Below are 24,103 nucleotides of genomic sequence, written 5' to 3' on the forward strand. Positions count from 1 at the left end.
CGGGATTTGGTTAGGAGGGAAAAGAAAAAAGAGAATGCCGGTGCATTCCCTTTACGGTTCTGGTGTAAATGTGCGTTGTGCGAGTTCATTGTCAAGCATGAACAGCGAGTTGCTGTCGCCTTCGATGCGTTTTAGTTTTTGAATGAGCGTATCGAACAACGATTCTTCTTCGACTTGTTCGTCAATAAACCATTTTAAAAAGTTCATCGTCGCATGCTCCCGCTCGTCTAACGCTAAGTCAGATAGTTTATAAATGCGGCGCGTTACTTCTTTTTCATGGGCGAGCGCTTTTTCAAAGCAATCGCGAACGGACGTAAATTCGTTATTTGGTGATGGGAAACCGGTCATCACCGCTCGCTCACCAAGCGCGTTAATAAAGTTGTAAAACTTCATCGCATGGAACCGCTCTTCTTCCGCTTGGACTAAAAAGAAATTCGCAAAGCCATCCAAGCCTTCCGCCGAGCAATACGCGGCCATCGCCATATACGCATGCGCCGAATAAAATTCAAAATTCATTTGTTCATTTAGTCCATTTAACAATTTTTCACTTAACATCAATCATCATCTCCTCCTCCTCTCATTATAACAAAAAAAGGAGGAACGTGCCTCCTTTTACTCGTTTTGTGCTTTTTTCAGCGTCTCGACCGCTTCTTTTTGTTGTTGCGTTTCTTTTCCGGAGAAAAACCAACCGCCTGCGGCAATCGCTAAAAGCACGATCCAAAATGTCGCTTTCCAGAGCCCCGAATGCGCAAAATGTTCAGAGACGATCGCTAAACTTGGGTGCGCTAGCGTATATACGGCCAATTTCACACCGACCCAACCGACGATTAAAAACGCAGCCGATTCAAGACTCGGACGTTTTTGTAATATTTTAACGAACGCATTTGCTGCAAAACGCATAATGATAACACCAATCAGACCACCAGCAAAAATAACTAAAAACTTCCCGCCGTCCATGCCACCGATCGCTGGCAAGTTCGTGTTTGGCAACGTCATGGCTAAAGCAACAGCCGCTAAAATCGAGTCAATCGCAAACGCCAAATCAGCAAGCTCAACTTTCAATACCGTCATCCAAAAACCAGATTGTTTTTTCCCTTCTTTATGTGAACCGTCGCGATTTTTCGTCATAAAATGATGCGCAGCAATAAACATTAAATACAACGCACCGAGCGCTTGAATTTGCCAAATGTTCACTAAATATGAAATGACGAATAACGCCGCAAAGCGAAGAATAAACGCCCCAGCAAGCCCGTAAAAGAGCGCTCGCTTTTGTTGCTTTTCTGGTAAATGCTTCACCATGACCGCCATGACAACGGCGTTATCGGCAGCGAGAATCCCCTCTAAACCGATTAAAACGAGAAGCACCCAACCATACTCTAATAACAATGATACATCCATCGATAATCCCTCCTGTAATATGTAGTTTTCCCTCGCCCGTCGGCAAAAATCATAAAAACGCAAAAAAGACCTTTGCCGAACGGCAAAGGTCTCGCTAGACACAATGTTGTGCCAACAAAGCCGATGGACGAGGTCCATGAATTGACGACTTTGTTTTCAGGCATCGCCTGAACGCTACTCCCCTTTGTGAAGGAAAACGATGTTATTGTAACTTTATTATAAAAATATTACATCATCTTGTCAATCCTCTAGCTCACTTGTTTTTGCGCAATGTTTGCCTCATTTAATTTGCTATGTTTGCGACCGTACAAGAAGTAAATGACAAGACCAATCGCCAACCAGCCGCCGAAGCTTAACCATGTTGTCACCGGAAGTTGTAGCGCTAAATACACACAAAACGCCACAGCTAGCAAAGGAATGGTTGGTACAAACGGCACCATAAAGCTCCGTTTTAAATTCGGTTCTGTTTTACGTAAAATTAAAATCCCGATCGCAACAGTCGTAAACGCAAACAACGTGCCGATATTTGTTAAGTGAGCTAATTTATTTAACGGAATAACCCCGGCAAAAATAGAAACCGCAATCCCTGTCACCCATGAGTTGACAAGCGGTACTTGTTTTCGCTCGCTCACTTTCGCAAAAAGCGAAGGAAGCAAGCCGTCGCGGCTAATTGCGTAAAAGAGGCGCGTTTGCGCATAAAGCATCACGAGAAGCACCGTCGTAATCCCTGTAATCGCACCGAGTGAAATAAATCCTGCCACCCAATCTTGCTGAATATAATTTAACGCAAAAGCAACTGGATTTTTTACGCCTAATTGGTCATACGGCACAATGCCTGTTAAAATGAGCGACACCGCAATGTATAACAACGTACAAATCGCAAGCGATGCGATAATACCGATCGGCATATTCCGTTGCGGATTGCGCACTTCTTCTGCCGCTGTCGATACCGCATCAAACCCTAAATAAGCGAAAAACACTGTCGCAGCTCCTGCGGCAACACCTGAAAACCCAAACGGCATAAACGGCGTCCAGTTTTCTGGCTTCACATACCATACGCCAACCGCAATAAATAATAAAATCACAGCCACTTTAATGACGACCATGATTGCGTTAAAACGAGCGGATTTTCTCACGCCTTGCGTCAATAAAAACGTAATGAGCAACACAATAACGATCGCTGGTACGTCAATAAATGTGCCGTTCGCTGGATCGTATGCGCTTGTTAATGCCTTTGGTAGCTCAATTCCAAATCCTGCAAGCAATCCTTGAAAATAACCAGACCATCCAGCCGCAACTGCCGAAGCTGCCACCCCATATTCTAAAATTAAATCCCATCCGAGCATCCAAGCAATTAATTCCCCAAATGTCGCATAGCTGTACGTATACGCACTTCCCGATACGGGCACGCTTGAAGCAAATTCCGCATAACAAAGCGCCGCAAACACGCACGCCAATCCTGATAAAATAAACGAAAGGACAAGTGCTGGCCCCGCATGTTCAGCAGCCGCTACGCCTGTTAAAACGAAAATCCCTGTCCCGATAATCGCTCCGATGCCAAGCATCGTTAAATCAAATGCGCCTAACTCTTTTTTGAGCGCTGCCCCTTTTCCTGATTCGCTCATAAGCGCTTCAATCGACTTTCTCCTGAACAAACTCATCGTTGTAAACTCCCCTTACTTATGATGTTTATTTTATACTTTAACGCCCAAAATCGTTAAAGACAATAGTTTTTCACTATTTCGCAATATTTTTATTTTTCTAATAACAATGGAAAACTTACCGTTATTGTCGTTCCGCGCCCTTTTTCGCTTTTTATATTCCACGTGCCGTTCATCATTTCAATGATACGAATGGACACCATCGCTCCAAGACCTGTCCCTTTTTCTTTCGTGCTGAAATACGGTTCTCCGAAACGAGCAAGTTGCTCTTTCGTCATCCCTTCTCCTTCATCGCGCACAACGATCGTTGCAGCTTTTTCATCGACATGTACATCAACATACAATGCTCCACCGTTTTCCATCGCTTCAATTCCATTTTTTATTATATTTAAAAAACATTGGCGAAAATATTGAGCGTTACCAATTACGGTCGCTGGCGTAAGGGTTGCGACAATTTGTACTCCATGCATGTTCGCTAACGGACGCAACATATGGATGACTTTTTCTAATTCTTGCTGCACATGAAGCGGTTCTATTTTTTCTGGAAACGGCTTGGCGAACGTTAAATAATCGTCAATAATGGCGCAGGCGCGGTTTAATTCTTCAAGAGCGATATTCATATATTGCTCTTTTGCTTCTTCCGATATGTCTTTCGCTTTCATGAGCTGCATAAAACCTTTCACAACAGTAAGGGGATTGCGAATTTCATGGGAAATGCTTGCAGCAAGTTGGCTGACGACTTCCATTTTCTCCAGCTTGATCGCTTCCGAACGGATGAGCAACGCCTCCCGTAACGTTTCTATAATAAACACAACAAATAATACCGCAATGGGAGGAACGAGAATAAAATCGACAACATATGATTGCGTCACTTGAAAATCGGAAATCGCAATTGCCAATATCGTTGCGGCAATCGCCAATATAAACGTCATCAAAGCGGAGGCGATCAGCCGTTGTTTTCTTGTCAGGCGTTGAAAAAACGGCGAAAACAGGCTACCGCATATACATATCATCACATATACTGCAACAGTAATAAACTGGTAGCCATACATCATAAAGCGAGCGATTAGTAAAACAAACAAAAGCGGCAAACTAACCGTCCATCCGCCATAAAACGTGCCAATGAGAAACGGAACTTGTCGTAAGTCGTGTACGCAATCAGGTGCGATGTAAATCGGATACTTCATGCATAAAATCATTGGCACACTTAAGCAGACGACAAGCAATAGACGTCGATACACCTTCTTTTGTTGAAAAAAACGAACGTGATCGTACAAAAAATAAAAGAAAAAAATGCTCACTAAAATGTAGAATAGGTTATTTAATACGTTTTGATTTATATATGTCATTCTCCACTCTCCCACATCGTTTATCCATTTTTAGTTTTACGAAAACTTTTTCAGTTGTCAACGCATCGACATCTTTGAAAAATGATCACATTTCCATTATGATAAAAATGCAAACTACATAGTGGAGATGGTCATATGAACGATCGGCGTTATTTGCCGCTTTTATTTGTTGTGATGTTTTTAGTGATGATGGGGTTCGGCATTATTATTCCTGTTCTTCCGTTTTATGCAGAAAAAATTGGCGCCACCCCGACGCAACTCGGCTGGTTAATGGCCGTATATTCTTTCATGCAATTTTTATTTGCGCCCATGTGGGGCAAACTTTCTGATCGATATGGACGAAAACCGATGTTACTGATCGGTATTTTCGGTTTAGCGCTTTCGTTTTTCTTATTTGCCTTGGCGACAAAACTTTGGATGTTGTTTGCCGCTCGCATCATCGGTGGCTTTTTATCTGCCGCCACGATGCCAACAGCGATGGCATACGTTGCCGATGTGACGACAGAAGAAAATCGCGGCAAAGGAATGGGCATCATCGGGGCAGCTGTCGGACTTGGATTTATTTTCGGTCCAGCGATTGGCGGTGTGTTTTCGAAACATAGCTTAACCGTTCCGTTTTGGATCGCAGGCAGTTTAGCGCTCGTGACTACGATGTTCGTTTTCTTTTTCTTGCATGAGTCGCTGCCGAAAGAAAAGCGAGCAAATACGCAAACGACACGTCCATCGCTTATGTCTGCCTTGCAAAGCCCGCTCGCACGCCTATACGTATTACAATTGATTGTCACGTTTTCACTTGCCGGGCTTGAAGCGACGTTTGCTTATTTTGCCGCGAAACGTGCAGGGTTGTCTTCGACCGAACTCGGCTACATTTTTATGATCATGGGGCTTGCTGGTGCCATCGTTCAAGGAGGACTGCTCGGAAAGCTCATTCAATCGTTCGGGGAAGGAACGGTCATTCGCGCTGGACTATTTCTTTCAGCACTCGGCTTTTCGCTCATTTTATTCATCCATAACTTTTGGACGGCGGCACTTTATTTAACGATTTTCGGCATCGGTAACGGCGTCATTCGCCCGTGTGTATCCGCCTTATTAACGAAACATACGACCGATGGACAAGGAAGCGCCACAGGTATGTTATCGTCGTTCGATTCGCTCGGACGCATCGGTGGACCAGCGATTGCAGGCTGGCTGTTTACAGTTAAACCAAGCTTGCCGTATATGACAGGGATTATACTGACATTCGTTTCATTCGCTCTCTTCCAATCGTTTCAGCGAACAACGATGCAAAAAGGCTCCGCTTAATTCGGAGCCTTAACTTATGCCTTCTTCACTGACTTGTTCTTGTTCTGCCTGTCGCGCAATTATTGGCCAATTTAACAAATCCACATCGACGATATAGCGCGGCCGTTGTTTCGTTTCTTTATACACTTTCCCGACATACTCCCCAACTAACCCGATCGCAATGAGCTGCAATCCTCCGACAAGCCAAATCGACATCATTAGCGACGTCCAGCCTGTTTGTGTATGACCAGTCATTTTTAAAAATAACACATACATCGCAAACAATATGCTCACAAAAAACGAACAAAAGCCGAGAACGGAAACGAAGCGAATCGGCACCATACTAAACGATGTTAACCCGTCAAACGCAAAACGAATCATTTTCATGAACGGATATTTTGTCACGCCCGCTTTTCGCTCTTTTCGGTCATAATATACCGTCGTCGACGGAAAACCGAGGAGCGGCACTACCCCGCGCAAAAACATATTGACTTCACGAAACTGCGCTAACGCTTCAACTGCCCGTCGGCTCATGAGACGATAATCGGCATGATTATAAATCAGCTGCACACCGATACGATTCATCATACGATAAAACATTTCCGCCGTCCGCCGTTTCACATACGAATCGACATCGCGCTTTCTCCTTACGCCATAGACGATGTCGTATCCTTCTTGAAATTTACGCACAAACTCACGAACGACATATATATCATCTTGCAAATCGGCATCCATCGTCACAATACAGTCTGCCATTTGTTTGGCGGCAAACATGCCCGCTAACAGCGCATGTTGATGTCCTGCGTTTCCTGCTAGTTTCACTCCTTTCACTTCCTCATAACGTAAACATGCTTTATAAATGATCGACCACGTCCGATCGCGGCTTCCATCATCGACAAATACAATTTTACTTTCTGCTGAAATGAGCCCCTCTTCAACAAGTTGCCGTCTAAGTAAAAGCAACTGTTCGATCGTTTCAGGCAGCATGTCTTCCTCATTATAACAAGGTACAACGATCGCTAAAACGGTCATGTCGTTTTCCCCCTTTCGACTTCGTATAAATAAATCGTCCATGCCGATTCATCATGTTGAAACGTGCGCAACAGCTTTAATTGATTTTGTTTCGCATTGTCAATGGGCAAGGCGGAAAATATGTAGCGTCCTCCCATGTCGTACAATACGTCTGTATGAAGCTGTAAATGGCGAATGCGTTTGTTCGATTGTTTCGTAAACATATACTTTTTCCCAAGCTCAGCGACAAAAATGTAACAACGTCCACCCCATTCATCGAAATATTCCTTTAACTTTTTATTTTTGTTTAGCTCGCTCGCAATAATTTGGCGAAATTGATGTTTGTACGAAAGCGGATAAAAATTGTTGTACGTATCTAACGTGTAAAAGCCGTTATATTGCGCAATCGCTGGATGAATGCCAATGCTGACGACGCGATACGTATGTACAGGCTTTCCGATATATTGTTTCACATCGTCAAATTGCTTTTCCGCATAAAACGCCCGAAACGTCGGTTGATTGCGATATACGATTTGTTCGTGAAATAACATTGCCACAACGAGTTGAGCCGCGAGCGCAAATGAAACGATGCGCCGATCCCATGCGCGCCAAATGATACGAAGCGACAAAGCAAACAAGACGTAAATGACCATCGGGCGCAAAAAATGATAGCGCGCAAAATTAAATCGGTCTAAAAACGGAAACGCCTCTGTCGCAGGAAGCCATCCTTTATAAAACCAAAACGCATACCAAAGCGATAGCACAACATTCAAGACATGAAGTTGCCAAAATAACGTTTCGCGCCGCCACCATTTCCGTTTCCATACGATATATAGCGCAATACACGTCACAGGTAAAATAATGAGCGTATGAATCGTCATCACATGCGTATGACCGAAGATGTAGTTTTTAAATGTTAAACGAAGCGACCGCCAGAACGACAAACGTGCATGGAAATATTCGTCGCGACTCGTCGGTTCTGTCGCAAATAAAAACGAATGAACGAGCCGATATTCCACTGCCAAATAAAGTGCGGTCATATACACGAGTGCCAACAATAGGGGCACGTTCGGACGGCGACGCCACGCATCCATGAGCCAAAAGAAAAACATCGCGCTTAAAAAAAAGAAAAAGCCGAGCACAAAGCTAGAATAGAGGGGAAGAAGCGTCAGCACGACATAGTTTTTCCACGCACGATCACCCGCACGAATGTTCAGTAACGCCCATAACGCAAGGGGCATGCCGAGCGTGCTAAGCATCCCTGACGGCCAAAACGGCGTCAGCGCAAACGCAAGCGCCACTCCAACGCGAATCCACTCCGCCTCTTTTTCCTTTAATACGTGCGTTTTCAACAACAAATACATGCCGATAAATGCAAATATGCGCGTCAATAATTGACTGAGTCCGTATGCATAAACGGACGGAAAAAGCGCATGAAGCCACACGATGCCGCTAAACTCTGTTCCGTATGCGTTGCGCGGCAGTCCATTCATGACTTGTGGAATGGTCGCATCAATGGAGCCAAATAGCTCGCCGCTTCGTGCGAGCACACGATACCAAGCGATATTTGAATCCAAATTATCGTGCACACGCATATGCGCGTCTTCTCCAAGAAGAAAATACGGCAACGCATGCAAACAAACGATGATTATGCCAAATGCGAACAGTTTCATAACGCCCCTCCATTCGCTATTATTTTTTAACAATAGATGAAAAATATGCATAAAAAAACCTAAGCTATACAAGCTCAGGCCAAAGTTGTTTACAAAATTTACGTATGAGACGCGGAACGAGATGATCGCGCCGATAGACGAGCGTATGAACGAGCTGCTTTTTTTCTTCTTCCGTCATTGGCCAGTCTTCAGGCATATGTTTCATCATTTCTTCAATTAAAAGTGTCGGCATCGTTTGAATGACCGCAATCGCCTGTTCAAATTGTTGTATAGTTGTAAACGACGCCATTATGCGATGCATTTTGCTGTCTATGAGCGTTTGCGGCAATTGTTTCAGCTGTTCAACAGTCCACGCAAATGAGCCACATATATCCGCATGGTCGATAATCCATAACGTTTGATCCGCTCCGTTTTGTTCAATAATGACATTTTTTCGCGTCCGATCGCGATTGTACAACCAATAATCAAAAACGATGACACTTGCCAATTGTGAAGTATTTTTCATGTTTTGTATCGCGATTTCATGAGCGTTTTTCCCTTCAATATACGCGCTCGCAAATTGCGTTTTCGTTTTGATGACTGTCGTTTTGTCTGGAATAGGTAAAAGCGTAGGTGGTAAAGAAACGAGACGAGCATGTGGAACAGGAAGGTGCATATATTTTGCGATTTGATAAGCGAGCCATTCGTTCATGAGCGCTTTCGGTTTTGTTGTATCGTAACATTTGACGACATATCGCTTCCCATCATCAAATGTGACGAGATGAGAATTATGTTTATGAGCCGCAAACGTTCGTTCATACTTCATATTTGATCCCTCACAATATGATGTAATAAATCGACATACGTTTCAGCGCAACGTTCAATTGTAAATCGGTTGAGCACATGCGCCCGTCCTGCCTCACTCATATACGTATATTGTTGGTTGTCGTCAATAATTTCAACAATCGCGCGAACCGCCCCACGCGTATGGTGCTCGCGAAATAAATATCCTGTTTTTCCATGGACGATAATTTCTGGCATCGCCGATACACGTGGCGCAACGACAGGCACACCGCACGCCATCGCCTCAATAAATGTATTGCCAAACGATTCGACTTTCGTTGTCGCTAATAAACATCCACCCGATTGCCGAATTTTCGCATACATCTCAGGCATGTGTTGATACGGAACAACTGGAAACCATTTTACAAATGACGTCAGTTGCTTTTCCTTCCATTCTGCTTCAAACGTTTCTTTATCTACACTATGTTGTCCACCAATGACCCAACATTCGATATCATCGCGCTCTTTTTTCAATAGCGAGGCGATACGTAAAAATGCGCGCCAATTTTTCCGTCCATCTAACCGTCCGACGTATGCAATAATTTTTTTGTTCGGTACATCATCGCATGGAAACGGGCGAAAAAAAGATGCATCTAAACCGTTATAAATGACCGTAATCGGTGCGCGTTCATCGCTCAATATCGAGAGAAGACGTTTTTGATAAACAGACGGAACGATAAATTGACGCGGAGTAATCTTTTCCACTCCTTGCAAGTTTCGTTTCAACTTTAACAATTCCGGCGTGCGCGCTTCCACAATAATTGGTCCATTATACCCGACATCGCTTAACCAATCATACGCTTGATTTGTATCGACAACGATGATCGCGTCATATGATTTTCGTAATATGTCATATATGTCTTTTTTCTTTTTCACGATATAAACATTTGCGACATCTTCCATCATATGCATGCCACCGAGATCTTTCGTATATAAAAAGTCTGTCTGAATGCCATGTTGTTTAAAATATATCGCTCGATTACGCCATCCGGCATTCACACCGCCTACGGTCAACAACCGCCAAATGACTAAAATGTTCACCGCTCCTCCCCCTTCCTCGTATGCTCTTTTATTACTTTATGTGAAGTATGGAGAAAAGTTGATGACCGTTTCATCGGTCTTCCCTTATTGCTCATATGGGGAAGAGGATGGGTATTTCTACAAAAAAAGCTTATAAGAATGTGACTGACGATGTTGAGTAACCGATACGACTATGCAAGCCATTTTACAAGCACTCGATGTCCCTCAATTAGCTGAAAAAACAGCGTAAGTACGCAGCACATTGCGCGAACAAATGGTGAAATAAAACGAGGATATGTATGAGAAAAACTAGGGATGCGTTCCCTAGTTTGTCGTTTTTATATACACACGCATCTCATTCACCTCTCGTAAAAATAAACATGGCCATTATTGACCATGTTTCACGACAATTCCATATACGCTTGGATGGAAATGAACGAGCTCAACGTGCGCAAACGTTGCTTTCATTTCATTAAGCAGTTGATGAGATGGAATGCGCTCATGAATCGGTGGACCCATTTCACTTTCAACCGCTTCCCATTCGATCAATATAAACGTACCGTCTGGCTTTATGATGCGAGCGATTTCTGCAAACGCCGCCTCGCGATCATCAATTTCATGAAGAACAAACGCCATCAATCCTTTATCAACCGATTGTGGAGGAAGCGTTGTTGCTGTCACATCCCCAACAATGTATGCCATATTTTCTACTTTTTCTCGTTCCGCATGTTGCTTCAGTAAATCGAGCATTTCTTGTTGCACATCAACCGCATATACCATTTTTGCCGCTTTGGCGATCGGCACAGTAAAATAGCCATTTCCTGCTCCTAAATCCGCCACGACATCATGTTCGCTTATATGCAATATGGAGATCACTTTTTCTGGCGCAATCAACTCCCGTCTTTTTGGATTCAACAACTTTTCCGCTTTCGAATGATGAAACCGATGTCCTGCCATTTCTCATCCATCCTTTTCTTTTTTATACCTATATGCGTATTTTACTCTTTTTTTCATTGTCTGTCATCTATTTAAAAAAGTTTTTAACTTTACAAAAGTAAGTAATATACTATATTATAGTTACAGTTGTTTCGTAATTTTTGAACTAGCTATGCGAGGAGGAAAAACAATGGCAAAAGTACTTTACATTACAGCCAATCCAAAACAAGAAGAACAATCATTTAGTTTATCCGTCGGCCGCGCGTTTTTAAACGCCTACAAACAACATCATCCAGAAGATGAAATCGTTGAATTGCACGTATATGATATGGACATTCCGTACATTGATGCCGATGTATTTAGTGGCTGGGGCAAACTACAACAAGGACAAGCATTTGATCAACTAAGCAAAGACGAACAAACAAAAATTGCACGCATAAACGAGTTGTGCGAGCAATTTATAGAAGCTGACAAATATGTATTCGTCACACCGATGTGGAACTTTAGCTTCCCACCAAAACTGAAAGCATACATGGACACCCTTTGTCTTGCAGGAAAAACGTTCAAATATACAGAAGAAGGCTCTGTCGGGTTATTACAAGGGAAAAAAGCAATTCACATTCAAGCACGCGGCGGCATTTACTCCGAAGGCCCAGCAAAAGAACTCGAATTTGGCGACCGTTATTTACGCGCTGTCCTCTCTTTCATCGGCATCACAGATGTCGAAACGATTGCCGTTGAAGGCATGAACGCTTTCCCAAACGAAGCAGAAGCCATTAAACAACAAGCCATCGAACGCGCCAAAGAAATCGCAAAACGGTTTTAGTTGAAACAGGTGTCTTGGTTTTTCAAGACGCCTTTTTTCATGCTTGTTCGTATTGTCTGAACGCTACTTCACATATAAAATAAAAGAGAACGATTATTAAAGGAGTACGTGTGATATGCCTAGCTTTCAATATGGCAAGACAACGATCGATTATACAATCGAGTATAAGCCGAAAAAGCGAGATGTAACGATAACAGTAGAGTGGCTAGAAGGAGTCAAAGTCATTGCCCCGCAAGAAATAGATGATTCGCTGTTACAATCAATTCTTTACAAAAGAGCCCCGTGGATGATTGATAAATGGCGTGCGTTAAACGAAATCGCTAATCCCCCAGCTCCGAAGGAATTTGTAAGCGGAGAAAAATTCGCTTATTTAGGGCGCAATTATCGGTTAAAAGTGTATAAATGCGAAAAGCCGACACTTATTTTTAAACAAGGAAAGTTTCTCGCTACAATCCCCCCTCATTTCACCGAGGAAGAAAGAATATCATTTTTCCAACGAGCATTCAAACAATGGTACATTCATCACGGAGAAATAAAGCTACAAGAGCGTCTTAACGTGTACGGGCCGAAAATAGGGGTCATGCCGACAAAAATAAAACTAAAAGAACAAAAAATGCGCTGGGGAACATGCACAAATGACGGAGCAATTTATTTAAATTGGAAAATTATGATGGCACCAATGCCAATTATTGATTATTTATTAGTTCATGAATTAGCGCATATTAAATATCCAAATCACTCGAATGATTTTTGGCATTTTGTTAAATCTGTCATGTCGGACTATGAACAAAGAAAAGAATGGTTGCGTGTAAATGGTCCAACATTAACGTTATAGATGACAAAAGCCTCCCTTACAATCAGTGGGAGGCTTATCGTTTATAATGTACCATTGCCAACGACATCATCTGTTGGGTCACATATTCAATTTGATCTTTCGGAACAACACTTGCCCGCAACTGCTTCTTAATTTTCTTCCGCATCTCTCGTTTTACATCCTCTTTATTTACCCAATCAATGACTTGGCTTTCCTCGGCAATAATGTCCGTTACGAGATGTGTCAACGCATCGATCGCATCTTTATGTTCTTCACCCGAAAGGATTTGTTGGAACAGTTGATAAAACGGATACTGCTCGCGGGTAAATCCAAGATTTTGCGCTTGTTCGTTGACACTTCGCATGTCATTAACCATGCTGCGTAACTTTTCTACTAACTCAGCAATGTCCATCATTTTTTTCCGTCTTGCTTCGATTAATTGTTCGAGCTTTTCTTTTAACGACGTATAGTACACAGGGTTTTCATCTAACTTCACTTTAATTTCATGACGAATCGCATGTTCCATTTCAGCTGCTTGTGCTTCTTTCGATGGCGCTTTTTCTACCCGTTCATCAAACTTATTTGACAAAATATCAATCGGTTCATGGATCACTTCGACAGACTCTGCATATAGATGCTCTACAATGAGTTGCTTTACCTTTTCCCCACATTCAGAAATATCCATTTGCTCATCACGATATAACGTTTTTGCCATTTGCCGTACTTTCCCTAAAAACTTTAAGTCTTCGACATATGGAGAAGCTTCACGGTTCGGTAAAATCATATCCATTCGTTTGGAAAACTCTTTAAACGCTTTTTCAAACTCATGCCGCACATCCTCAGGCTCTAATACTTGCACACACGCATCGGCATCACTTCGGTTGATATAGTCAAAAAAGCTCATTGCTTTTCGGTGGGCTTGTTTCAACTTTGGCAATTCGCTTTCAAGCGGGAGTAGCGCCCCTTGAATGTCTTGTTTAGAGAAAATCGCGAGCGCCTTCTCTAAAAATTTGGATACCCCAAAGTAGTCAACAATAAGCCCATACGTTTTGCCCTCATACGTACGATTTGTACGGGCAATGGCTTGAAGAAGGTTATGCTCTTTTAACGGCTTATCTAAGTACATCACTTGTTCGATTGGAGCATCGAAGCCTGTGAGGAGCTTATCGCAAACAATTAAAATCGCTAGTTTGTCTTCTTCAAACGGCTTTTTGAATCGCTCAATTAATTGCTTTTCTTCCTCACGGGATAGAGAGTAGTCTTTTAATAATTCATTGTTTTTATCTTCGGGACCTGTTGAAATAATTAATGCTGTTTCATATTTTCCGTTAATGAGTTCATCTAGCTTTTGTTTATAGATGGCTGCTGCTTCACGGTTCACCGCCACCACTTGTGCTTTAAAACCGTTTGGCAGGATATAATTTTCAAAATGTTCCACAATATCTAAAGCAATCTGCTCAATGCGGCTCGGAGCAGCTAGGATGGCTTCTTCCTTGGCGTATTTCTTTTTTATTCGCTCACGGTCTTCTTCGCTATAATCACTAAATTTACGATCAAATAAGCGATCTAATGAGTCGCCATGTAAATGAAGGTTAACCATTCGAGCTTCATAGAAAATTGGAACAGTAGCTCCATCATCGACCGCTTGTTCAATCGTATATTTGTCAATATAAGAACCAAACGTGCGTGTTGTACTTTTGTCTTCTTTATCGATTGGCGTTCCAGTAAAGCCAAGATAACATGCATTCGGTAAACCTTTCCGCATGTTCATCGCTAGACCTTTGTATTGCGTGCGGTGCGACTCGTCGACTAACACAAAAATATTTTCCGACCTTGAAAGCTCTGGATACTCGTCTTGCTCCTTATCTGGTTGGAACTTCTGCACAAGCGTCATAATCGTAGATCCCGGACCTTGTTGTAATAGCCTTTTAAGGTCTTTGACACTTTCCGCTTGTTGCGGGTTAGGAAAGCCGCATTTACGGAATGTTTTTGTAATTTGGTCATCCAAATCTTTACGGTCGGTCACAACGACAATCGTTGGGTTGTGCAACTCTTTAATTCTTCTAAGTTTTACAGCTAAATATAACATCGTCAACGATTTACCTGAACCTTGCGTATGCCAAATCACCCCGCCGCGATCTTTCGGCGTTTTTGCATGTAAAATGCGCTGAATCGCTTTATTGACGGCACGGAATTGTTGATAACGGGCAATCTTTTTAATCACCCGTCCGCCATCGACTTCAAAAACGATAAAGTTTTGAATTAAATCAAGCAAGTTTTCTTTCGCTAACATCCCAGCCACTAAAATGTCTTGTTTCGTCGGAGAGTCACCAAGTTCAGGCACCGTTCTCGGATACGGGTCTTTCCATTCACTGTAATGTTGCACCTTCGCTCCGATCGTTCCCGCCTTTGCGCGATAATTGCTTGTCGCAATCATAAATTGGTTATAGTAAAAAAGTTGCTCATGAGTTTCTTGATAGCGGCGTAATTGATTGACTGCTTTCGAAATTTGCGTATCTTCTTGCAATGTTGGGCTTTTACATTCAACGACGACTAAAGGTAATCCATTCACAAAAATAACAACGTCAGGACGAATCGTGCCCCTTGCATCTTGAATGCGGAATTGGTCAACAACTAGAAATTCATTGTTATAAGGGTTATCAAAATCAATGAGTTTCACCGTTTGATTCTTTTTCCCTTTTCCTAAGTCTTGTTGAATTGAAATGTAGTTCACAAGCATTTCATGAAACTTTTCATTCGCTTGCATTAATCCTGTTGCTTCGATATGAGTTAGATTGTAAATAATGCGGGCAAGGTTATTTTCATCTATCCAAGGATTTAACCGCTGAATCGCTTTCCTTAACCGTTCCTTTAAAATCACTTCACTTAACGACTCACGTTCAGACTCAAGAGCTGAGCCTGTTATATGTTCATAGCCCAACTCTTGAAGCTGCTCGATCAAACGTTTTTCTACAAGGTGTAATTCATTCCATTCACTTGTGGCGGTCACTGTGACATCACCTCCTCATCGACTTTCACACGGACTTTGCCTGTAAGAAGGACTTGCATGAGGCCTTTTTTGATTGAGAATAGTTTGGCAAGTTTCTCTTTTTCTTTTTGCACTTTATCTTCAACTGATTTGAGAATGGTTGCTATCTTCCTTTGTTCTTGAATTGGAGGAATAGGAACATGAATACTATAAAAATCACCATGTTTTAAATCAGGTATAGTTGTTGTTCCCGCAAGTTTGCGAATTAATTGCTGTGTCTTTTCATGATTTAGAAATTGAACAAGGTAGTCTTTGTAAATAACTTCACGATTATAGTCAATTAGGAAGAAGTTATTATGGAAGACGCCATGGACATTCGTTACCACTTGTCCAGTATTACCTGTTCGTGTCATTAAGACATCATCCTCATTACATATAACTGATGATCTAGGAGATTCAATATATTCAGCACCAGCATCAGGATTATTTAGGTACTGTATTGTAATGTAGACGTATCTATCTTTTCCAGGTTCCCTAAATCTTTCGGCTATAGGTATCTGAAGACCTTGTCGTACAACTGATATTTCTTTAAAAGTTTTGACTTCCCACCCCTCAGGAATCTCCCCAATCTCCGTCTTTTTGAACTTCGTGTGTCCGATTCCTTTTGTGAGCAACTGCTGCATAAGCCCCTTTTTCACTTCCTCCGTTTGCTCGATGATGGCTTCGGTTTTCTCGATCGCTTCATCAACGGAGGAGAGAATGGCTGCGATTTTGTATTGTTCTACAATTGGCGGTAAGGGAATAGGCAAAGAAGCATATTCTTTCCCGTTAATATTAGGTTGCGCTCCCGCCCTGAGCATTCCTTTGACCCAATTTTTATACCAATTTGATTGAGTAAATTGAAATAAAAATTCAGGTAGCAATCTCTTACTATCAGGTCTAAATCTAATTAAATAACCAGCAAAAGCGCATGGCCCATCCGACTCATTATATAAATAAGTCTTTCCAACAGTTGCACCACTTCTAGCAAAAACAATGTCACCTTTGTTCAATAGATAATTTTCAGCTTCTTCTGGTTCAATGCTTTTTTTGTCCTCAGAACGTAATTTCCCATTTTCACTAATGTCCGTAATCCTGACATATCTCGGGTAATCATGTCTGTATTCAATTACTGGACAGTTTGCTCCATACTCTGGTTTTGATAAGCTCAGTTCACCGAGAAATTTTACATCCCAATCACTCGGAATGTCCTTAAATATTTTGTTGTTAGAAAGTTCACTCACCATACCCCAACTCCTTCAAATAGCCGTACATCACCTTTTCGATTTCATCCCGTTCTTGTTCGAGTTGACGGAGTTGACGAAGAGCTTCTTCGACATCAATTTGTTCTTCTGCTTCGGTTGTGTCAATGTAGCGGGCGATGTTTAAGTTGTAGTCATTTTCTTTAATTTCTTCTAATGTCACGATGCGGCTATATTTGTCGACATCTTTCCACGCATCGTATGTGCTGACGATTTTTTGAATATCTTCATCTCGAAGAACGTTTTGATTTTTTCCTTCTTGATAGTCCTTTGATGCATCAATGAAGAGTACTTTTCCTTTTTTATATTCTTCCTTGTTTTTGCTGATGATCAGAATACATGCTGGAATACCAGTTCCATAGAATAAGTTGGATGGCAAACCAATAATCGCTTCGATTAAATCTTCTTCTAAGATACCTTGACGAATTTTCCCTTCCGCTCCGCCGCGGAAAAGAACGCCGTGCGGCATAACAACTCCCGCTTTTCCTTCATCGTTCAATGTCGCAATCATATGTTGAATAAACGCATAGTCTCCTGCGTTTTTTGGCGGCAATCCGAAACGGAAACGGTGAAACTCGTCCGCTTCTGCCTCCTCACGACCCCAGTTTTTTAAGCTAAACGGCGGATTGGCGATGACGCGATCATATAATAGAAGCTCGCCGTTTTCGTCTAATAGTTTTGGTTCACGAATCGTATCGCCTTTTTTAATTTCATGGTCGCTTAAGCCATGAAGCAACAAATTCATTTTACAAATCGCCCACGTATTCAAGTTTTTTTCTTGACCGTGCAACGTAATGTTGCGTGGATTACCGCCTTTTTCTTTTATGTAGTCGACCGATTGAATGAGCATCCCGCCAGATCCCGCTGTTGGGTCACATACACGCATACCTTCTTCAGGTTTAATCAGTTTTACAATGAGTTCAACGACTTTGCTTGGCGTGTAAAACTCACCGCCTTTTTTACCTGCATCGTCGGCAAATTGTTTGATGAGATACTCATACGCACGACCAAGGATGTCAGGTTCCGATAAGTTTTCGTTACGTAAGTCAATTTGTGAGAAGTGCTGTACTAATTGAAGAATCGTTTTATCTGATAACTTCTCTTTATCGTTAAAATCAATATTCGCTAATACCCCTTGGAGCGAAGGGTTTTCATCTTCAAGTAATTCAAACGCTTTGTTAATGACTGCCCCAATGTCCTGAGATTGCGCTTGAATATAATCCCAACGCGCTTTTTCAGGTACGAAAAACTGATGTTCATCGCGGTCATACCAGCCGTAATCTTCGCCTTCTTCTCTTTCAATCCGCTCAGCTGTTTCCACAAATACATCATTTAATCGTTTCAAAAACAACATGCCGAAAATATAATTTTTATAGTCTGACGAATCAATACTACCACGCAATATATTCGCTGATTCCCATAAATGAGATTCAAGCTCTTGCAACGTCAACTTGCTCATCGTGATGCCTCCGTTTTTTCTTGTTCTTTCATCTCTTCCAACTTTAATCATAACAAAAATTCCTATTGTAAACTACTGTCATTTGACAACAAAGAATAAGAACATCATGTCTCATATGCCCAAATATATGAAACCCCAGCTATCTGAACATAGCTGGGGTTAAGTTTAGTCCATCATCTTTATGGATTGGTACATTTGTCGTCGATCCCCCGGAGTTTTTGCAAGATTGGAGGTCGACGACAGCTGTGAAATAATGCACAAATCACTTATTCCTTCTCTAACAACTTCTGTATTTCTTCTTCCTCAAGGTCTGTGACGTTCGCAATGTCTTTTGCACTCATCCCTTTTTTCGCCATCGTTTGTATAAGATGCTTCATGCCTTGTCTCATGCCTTGTCGTTCATACGAAATCATGAGTTCCAACACTTGTTCTTTTTCTTTCGTCTCCATTTCATTCACCTCGCTTCGCAGTTTTCGTTCTTCTTCATCTGATAGTTTTACATATGTTTCAAAAAAGCCAAACAGCAACCGTTGTTTCGCTTCGTCTAATTCCATCCGCACAAGCATGCGTAAAAATTGCTTTTTCAATTCTACTCGTTCACTTTCAGTATACCCCATTTTACTAAGCAGTGCAGCGGCAATCGGATTGTCTTGACGGATGTAGTTGCGCCAGTTTTGTTTACGAAGTTCCACAGTGAAAAAATGAAAGTCGAGAACATGACCAAACGGAAATTGGAGGGTAAATGTCGATGGTTCATCGCGGATCGTGTCGTAGCTAAAGACGGCAATCGGTACGATGTGTTTACGGTATTTCTCAAACAAACGGCTAAAGTAAATAAACATTCGTTCAGGAAATGACGGTTGGACATAGCTTTGGTTTTCGATATGGACAATAATTAAGCTATCCTCCCCTCTCAGTTTCGTTTCCACAAGCAAATCAACGCGATATTTCTCCCCTGCCGTTACATCGGTAAATAGTTCCTCCGATAAAAACGATACGTGGCGAAAGTCGATATGCTCATGCATCGTTGGGAAAAAGAGAACAATAAATTCCTCAAAAAACGTTTGGATCAACTGTTTAAACAACCGGTCGTGGTCAATGGACATACATTCACCTCGCGTACAGTGATTTCGATGTTTTTATTCGACAACATCAGCCATTTCCCTGCATAACGTTCTAATTTTCACAGCTGTCTCCTATCGAAAAAACTTTTCTTTTCCCCTCTTTATGAGCAAACAAAATAAAAAACTGCCGTCGCCCTCTTATTTTCAAGATTGGAGATCAACGACAGTGATCATGGTTCAAGCCAATGCTTCACATGTGTTTCCGAACATCGTTTCGTTGCTTTCCTCTCCTTACCCCAGTTTTTTAATAACTTACTTATATAAACAAGCTAATGACAAATACAACTGAAAAACCTACCAAAGCAATAATGGTTTCCATTACTGTCCATGATTTCAACGTATCTTTCACTTCTAAACCAAAGTAACGATTGACGAGCCAAAATCCTGAGTCATTGACATGTGAAAGGATCGTCGCCCCTGCCGCAATCGCAATAGTAATTAACCCTAATATTGGACCAGTGAGTTGCAATGTTTCAATAAATGGAGCCATTAAGCCTGCAGATGTAACCATGGCAACCGTTGCTGAACCTTGTGAAACACGAACGAGTGCGGCGATAATAAACGCAAGAACAATCGGTGGCAACGAAGAGGTTGACATCATATCAGCAAGCACTTTGCCAACGCCTGAATCAACTAAAATTTGTTTAAACACTCCACCGGCACCTGTGACAAGAATAATAATTCCCGCTGGTTCTAACGCTTTCGTCGCAATATCTTGTACTTGTTGTTTAGAGAGACCACGCTTTCTCCCTAAGAAATAAAAGGCGAGTAATGTAGCGATCGTTAAAGCAACAAATGGATGGCCTAAAAATGTGAAAAATGCTCGAAACGTACTTTTCTCTGGCAAAACAACACCTGAAACCGTATTCATTAAAATGAGCAACAATGGAATAAGAATGATCGTAGCAATTAAACGAAAGCTTGGTAAATCTTTTTCATCATCCCGTTCTTTCCATTCCATATATGTTGGAATAGAAGCATGAATTTTCTTTGAAATATACTTTCCAAATAGCGGTCCTGCCACAATCATCGCAGGAATACCTGCAATAAATCCAAATAAAATGACCCAACCTAAATCGGCGCCAATTAAATTGGCGACCGCAATCGGCCCTGGCGTTGGAGGGATAAAGCTATGTGTGACAGCCAAACCGGCAAGCAAAGGAATGCCGTAGTACAAAAGAGAACGTCCGGTCTTTTTTGCTAATCCATAAACAATCGGTACGAGAATAATAAATCCCACGTCGAAAAATACAGGGATCGCAACGAAAAATCCAGTAATCCCAAGCGCCCACTGCGCTTTACTTTCGCCAAACTTTCTCATTAATGTTTGGGCTAAACGTTCGGCTCCCCCTGATGCTTCAAGCATTTGACCGAACATCGCTCCTAATCCAACGACAACCGCAACAAATCCAAGCGTTCCTCCCATTCCGTTTTGAATGGACTCGATGACACTTTTTAAAGGCATGCCCGCCGCAATGCCAACAAGTAAACTGACGAGCAACAAAGCGACAAACGCATGTAACTTTGAACGAATAATGAGAAACAATAACAAACTAATGCCAGCAATAACAATAAGAATTAACGAAGACGATGCCATGTACTCCACTCCCCTTTGTTTTTATTCAAGTAAACGCTTACAATTACTAAACCGATTTAGTTATGAAGTAAATCACCCCCCCTTAGTTATACATATTTCCTTTGAAAAGAAGAAATGATTTGAAATTCATCTTTTAACTGGCAATATAGTCTTGTATATAAATCAAATAGTTCCGCATAAATCGCTGTATGTTGTTCATTTGGTTCATGACGTGACGAAATGCGTAACCATGATTTTACTTCTTGTAATGAAGAAATGTCTCCTATCGCATAAAGAGCTAACGACGCGGCTCCTAACGCAGATGCTTCATGCGTCTCTGGAACGAGCAACTCTTTCCCCATCATATCGCATAACATTTGGCGCCAAAACGGCGATTTCGCAAATCCACCCGACACGCGAATTTCTGATAACGGTCCAATCACATCACGAACAGCAAGAGCAACAGAAAATACGCTCATACATACTCCTTCCATTACAGCTCGAATAAAATGTTCGCGCTTATGTTGCAAGCCAATACCGAAAAATGTGCCACGCGCATGTGCATCCCAATACGGTGCACGTTCCCCTGATAAAAATGGCAAAAATAACAATCCTTCCGATCCAGCTGGTACACGTGCAGCATATTGCGTTAATAAATCGTATGGATCTATACCAAGCCGTTTCGCTACTTCTTTTTCTTGTGCCCCAAATTCATCGCGTAGCCAGCGTAATAAGATGCCACCATTATTTGTCGGTCCCCCGACAACCCATTGATTTTCTGACAACACATAGCAAAACGTTCTCCCTTGTTCATCCGTTTTTGGAATAGATGAAATCGTCCGCACTGCTCCGCTTGTTCCAATTGTAATTGCCGCTTCATTCGGCAATACGGCACCAACCCCGACATTCGCAAGAACACCATCGCTCGCTCCAATCACAACAGGTGTGCTCTGCAAAATTCCGAGTTGTTCAGCCCACCTTTTCCCCATTTCCCGTAATGTATATGTCGTCGAAACAGGTGATGACAATTGGCTACGTTCAATGCCAAGAAACGTTAAAATTTCTTCATCCCAATCCAACGTCTGTAAAGAAAATAAGCCGGTAGCTGAGGCAATCGAATAATCGACAACATACTGTTGAAACCATTGATATAGCACATATTCTTTAATAGAAATAAACTTATACGTTCGTTCAAATACATGTGGCATATGCTCTTTGAACCACATTAGTTTTACAAGCGGTGACATCGGATGAATCGGTGTGCCAGTTTTTTTATATATTTCGATTCCTTTTTCGCTGTTCCGCAATTGTTCTGCTTGTTTACTGCCACGATTGTCTGTCCAAATCATACAGTTCGTCAACGGGCGATGATGTTCATCCACTAAAATTAATGAATGCATCGCTGCACTAAATCCTATCGCTTTTACTTGTTCCGCTGAAACATTTCCTTTGTATATAGCGCCTTGTATACTTTGCATGACAGCTGAAAAAAGAACATGAGGGTCTTGTTCCGCCCACTCTCGCTGGGGATGAAACATCGGATATTCTACCGCATGCATTGTACGAATACGCCCATCTTCTTCAAAAATGACAGCCTTTGTACTTGTCGTACCAATATCTATTCCGATGACTACTTGACTACCATTCATTTTTCTCTCCTCTTTTCTTTGCCGAATCTCTTTCTATTAGCTTTGGAGCAAGCCGAAACATTTGTGGACGAGTTTCACCATCCATTTGCATAAACAATCGTTCGGCCGCTTTTTTGCCCATGTCAAAAGCTGGCTGGGCAATCGTTGTTAATGAAGGGGTATAAACGGATGCAAATGGAACATCGTCAATACTAATGAGCGCCACGTCAGTTGGAATAGAAAGTTGATGCTTTTTGACAAACGTCAACACTTCCATTAATGTTAAGTCATTGATCGCAAATATCGCTTCAGGAAGTTTGTTTTGTCGCAAAAGCGCATCCAATCGCTCTGGAATACGTTTCACTTGCTCGGTAACAATCCATTCTTCCTCAATTGGAAGATTTGCCGCGCGCAACACATGACGAAATGCATGTATCCGCTCTGTACGTGGAATGACGTGTGAAGCAAATGGCGGTGCAACAAGCCCAATATGTTGATATCCTTGCTTAACGAGATAACGCACAGCTAACTGCACAGCTCCCTCATTATCTAATAAAACAGCATCTACGTCGATTCCTTCAACCGTACGGTCAACAAATACAAGTGGCAATCGTGCTTCGATCATTTTTTTGTACAAATCTACGTTTTTTCCTGTTGGAAAAATAATAAACCCATCCACTTGCTTTGCCCATAACATATCAATATATTTTCTTTCTTTTTCAGGGTCGTCATCTGTATTGCAAACGATGACATGAAAATCGTGTTGTTGACACATATCTTCAATTGCTCGCAACACTTGTGTCGTTAACATATGCAAAATGTTAAAAACGATCACACCGATGGTTGCTGTTGATTTTTGCTTTAAGCTACGCGCAATGACATTTGGACGATACTGCAACTGCTCAATCGCCTCTGCAATGCGCTTTTTCGTTTCTTCGCTCATATATTCATATCTTTTATTTAAATATTGCGACACTGTACTTTTTGAAACATTCGCCAATCTTGCCACATCAGCCATCGTAACTTTTCGCAACGTATTTCTTCCCCTTTACTAAATCGATTTAGTTCATAAATCGGTTTAGTAGTATTATACACGAAAATGAAAGCGTTTTACAATTGTTTTTTTAATGATACGAAAACAATTATTTTGATTCATTCAATCATGCACTCGGTTTGTTGTAAAACTTGCGAGAGCGATTCAAAGGTTGAAAATGTAAAAACCAGCGCCTAGCACG

At 41.8% G+C, this 24,103-nt stretch carries 18 protein-coding genes and 1 pseudogene; 3 read left to right on the forward strand and 16 right to left on the reverse strand.

The features are described from left to right. Positions 1-51 precede the first annotated feature (51 nt). The 4 genes and pseudogenes from HNQ84_RS01415 to HNQ84_RS01430 form a co-directional block, all read right to left on the reverse strand. On the reverse strand, positions 52-555 hold the full coding sequence (locus HNQ84_RS01415; protein ID WP_055440342.1) for a ferritin: 504 nt from the start codon (positions 553-555) through the stop codon (positions 52-54). A 57-nt stretch (positions 556-612) separates the two neighbouring features. Beyond that, a pseudogene (locus tag HNQ84_RS01420) lies at positions 613-1,562 on the reverse strand (TerC family protein). A gap of 84 nt (positions 1,563-1,646) precedes the next feature. Next, a complete protein-coding gene (gene bcaP, locus HNQ84_RS01425; RefSeq protein WP_183249462.1) occupies positions 1,647-3,059 on the reverse strand; it encodes a branched-chain amino acid transporter BcaP in 1,413 nt (470 codons plus the stop codon). A gap of 92 nt (positions 3,060-3,151) precedes the next feature. Continuing rightward, positions 3,152-4,408, reverse strand: a complete 1,257-nt coding sequence (locus HNQ84_RS01430) for an ATP-binding protein (RefSeq protein ID WP_435620887.1) — start codon at positions 4,406-4,408, stop codon at positions 3,152-3,154. 135 nt (positions 4,409-4,543) lie between these two features. Between HNQ84_RS01430 and HNQ84_RS01435 the strand changes: the two genes are divergently transcribed. Continuing rightward, on the forward strand, positions 4,544-5,710 hold the full coding sequence (locus HNQ84_RS01435) for an MFS transporter (protein ID WP_055440346.1): 1,167 nt from the start codon (positions 4,544-4,546) through the stop codon (positions 5,708-5,710). Positions 5,711-5,719: 9 nt separating this feature from the next. Here HNQ84_RS01435 and HNQ84_RS01440 read toward each other — a convergent pair whose 3' ends face one another. The 5 genes from HNQ84_RS01440 to HNQ84_RS01460 all read right to left on the reverse strand — a co-directional run bounded on the left by HNQ84_RS01440 (position 5,720) and on the right by HNQ84_RS01460 (position 11,172). Then, positions 5,720-6,721 carry a glycosyltransferase family 2 protein gene (locus HNQ84_RS01440; protein WP_032100658.1) on the reverse strand — a complete coding sequence of 334 codons (1,002 nt, stop codon included), beginning with the start codon at positions 6,719-6,721 and terminating at the stop codon, positions 5,720-5,722. Further along, a complete protein-coding gene (locus tag HNQ84_RS01445; protein WP_246348998.1) occupies positions 6,718-8,373 on the reverse strand; it encodes a DUF6044 family protein in 1,656 nt (551 codons plus the stop codon). The genes HNQ84_RS01440 and HNQ84_RS01445 overlap by 4 nt, the downstream gene beginning before the upstream one ends. A gap of 64 nt (positions 8,374-8,437) precedes the next feature. Continuing rightward, on the reverse strand, positions 8,438-9,178 hold the full coding sequence (locus HNQ84_RS01450; protein ID WP_183249453.1) for a HipA family kinase: 741 nt from the start codon (positions 9,176-9,178) through the stop codon (positions 8,438-8,440). Next, positions 9,175-10,236, reverse strand: coding sequence for a glycosyltransferase (locus HNQ84_RS01455; protein ID WP_183249451.1), 1,062 nt, complete (start codon positions 10,234-10,236; stop codon positions 9,175-9,177). The genes HNQ84_RS01450 and HNQ84_RS01455 overlap by 4 nt, the downstream gene beginning before the upstream one ends. Positions 10,237-10,602: 366 nt before the next feature. Next, entirely contained in the window at positions 10,603-11,172 is a 570-nt protein-coding gene (locus HNQ84_RS01460; protein ID WP_183249449.1) for a class I SAM-dependent methyltransferase, read from the reverse strand. A gap of 169 nt (positions 11,173-11,341) precedes the next feature. Here HNQ84_RS01460 and HNQ84_RS01465 point away from each other — a divergent pair, with 169 nt between their 5' ends. Both HNQ84_RS01465 and HNQ84_RS01470 read left to right on the forward strand, forming a co-directional pair. Then, entirely contained in the window at positions 11,342-11,977 is a 636-nt protein-coding gene (locus HNQ84_RS01465; RefSeq protein ID WP_183249447.1) for an FMN-dependent NADH-azoreductase, read from the forward strand. A gap of 115 nt (positions 11,978-12,092) precedes the next feature. Continuing rightward, positions 12,093-12,812 (forward strand): M48 family metallopeptidase, encoded by a 720-nt coding sequence (locus tag HNQ84_RS01470; RefSeq protein WP_435620888.1) that lies wholly within the window; start codon positions 12,093-12,095, stop codon positions 12,810-12,812. A 34-nt stretch (positions 12,813-12,846) separates the two neighbouring features. On the opposite strand, the gene HNQ84_RS01475 is transcribed toward HNQ84_RS01470, so the two are convergent. From HNQ84_RS01475 to HNQ84_RS01505, 7 genes are all read right to left on the reverse strand, one after another. Then, positions 12,847-15,801 (reverse strand): type I restriction endonuclease subunit R, encoded by a 2,955-nt coding sequence (locus tag HNQ84_RS01475; protein WP_435620889.1) that lies wholly within the window; start codon positions 15,799-15,801, stop codon positions 12,847-12,849. Continuing rightward, positions 15,798-17,066 carry a restriction endonuclease subunit S gene (locus HNQ84_RS01480; protein ID WP_435620890.1) on the reverse strand — a complete coding sequence of 423 codons (1,269 nt, stop codon included), beginning with the start codon at positions 17,064-17,066 and terminating at the stop codon, positions 15,798-15,800. The genes HNQ84_RS01475 and HNQ84_RS01480 overlap by 4 nt, the downstream gene beginning before the upstream one ends. Beyond that, positions 17,056-18,540, reverse strand: a complete 1,485-nt coding sequence (locus tag HNQ84_RS01485) for a type I restriction-modification system subunit M (RefSeq protein ID WP_435620891.1) — start codon at positions 18,538-18,540, stop codon at positions 17,056-17,058. The genes HNQ84_RS01480 and HNQ84_RS01485 overlap by 11 nt, the downstream gene beginning before the upstream one ends. A gap of 266 nt (positions 18,541-18,806) precedes the next feature. Then, complete coding sequence (locus HNQ84_RS01490; protein WP_435620892.1) at positions 18,807-19,646, reverse strand: RpnC/YadD family protein; 840 nt, start codon at positions 19,644-19,646, stop codon at positions 18,807-18,809. A gap of 274 nt (positions 19,647-19,920) precedes the next feature. After that, complete coding sequence (locus HNQ84_RS01495) at positions 19,921-21,261, reverse strand: GntP family permease (protein WP_435620893.1); 1,341 nt, start codon at positions 21,259-21,261, stop codon at positions 19,921-19,923. Positions 21,262-21,347: 86 nt separating this feature from the next. Further along, a complete protein-coding gene (locus tag HNQ84_RS01500) occupies positions 21,348-22,889 on the reverse strand; it encodes a gluconokinase (protein ID WP_435620894.1) in 1,542 nt (513 codons plus the stop codon). Beyond that, positions 22,879-23,901 carry a LacI family DNA-binding transcriptional regulator gene (locus tag HNQ84_RS01505; RefSeq protein ID WP_435620895.1) on the reverse strand — a complete coding sequence of 341 codons (1,023 nt, stop codon included), beginning with the start codon at positions 23,899-23,901 and terminating at the stop codon, positions 22,879-22,881. Before HNQ84_RS01505 ends, HNQ84_RS01500 begins: the two co-directional genes overlap by 11 nt. Positions 23,902-24,103: the final 202 nt, after the last annotated feature.

Source organism: Anoxybacillus eryuanensis (genome assembly GCF_051200995.1).
Lineage (GTDB): Bacteria > Bacillota > Bacilli > Bacillales > Anoxybacillaceae > Anoxybacillus > Anoxybacillus tengchongensis.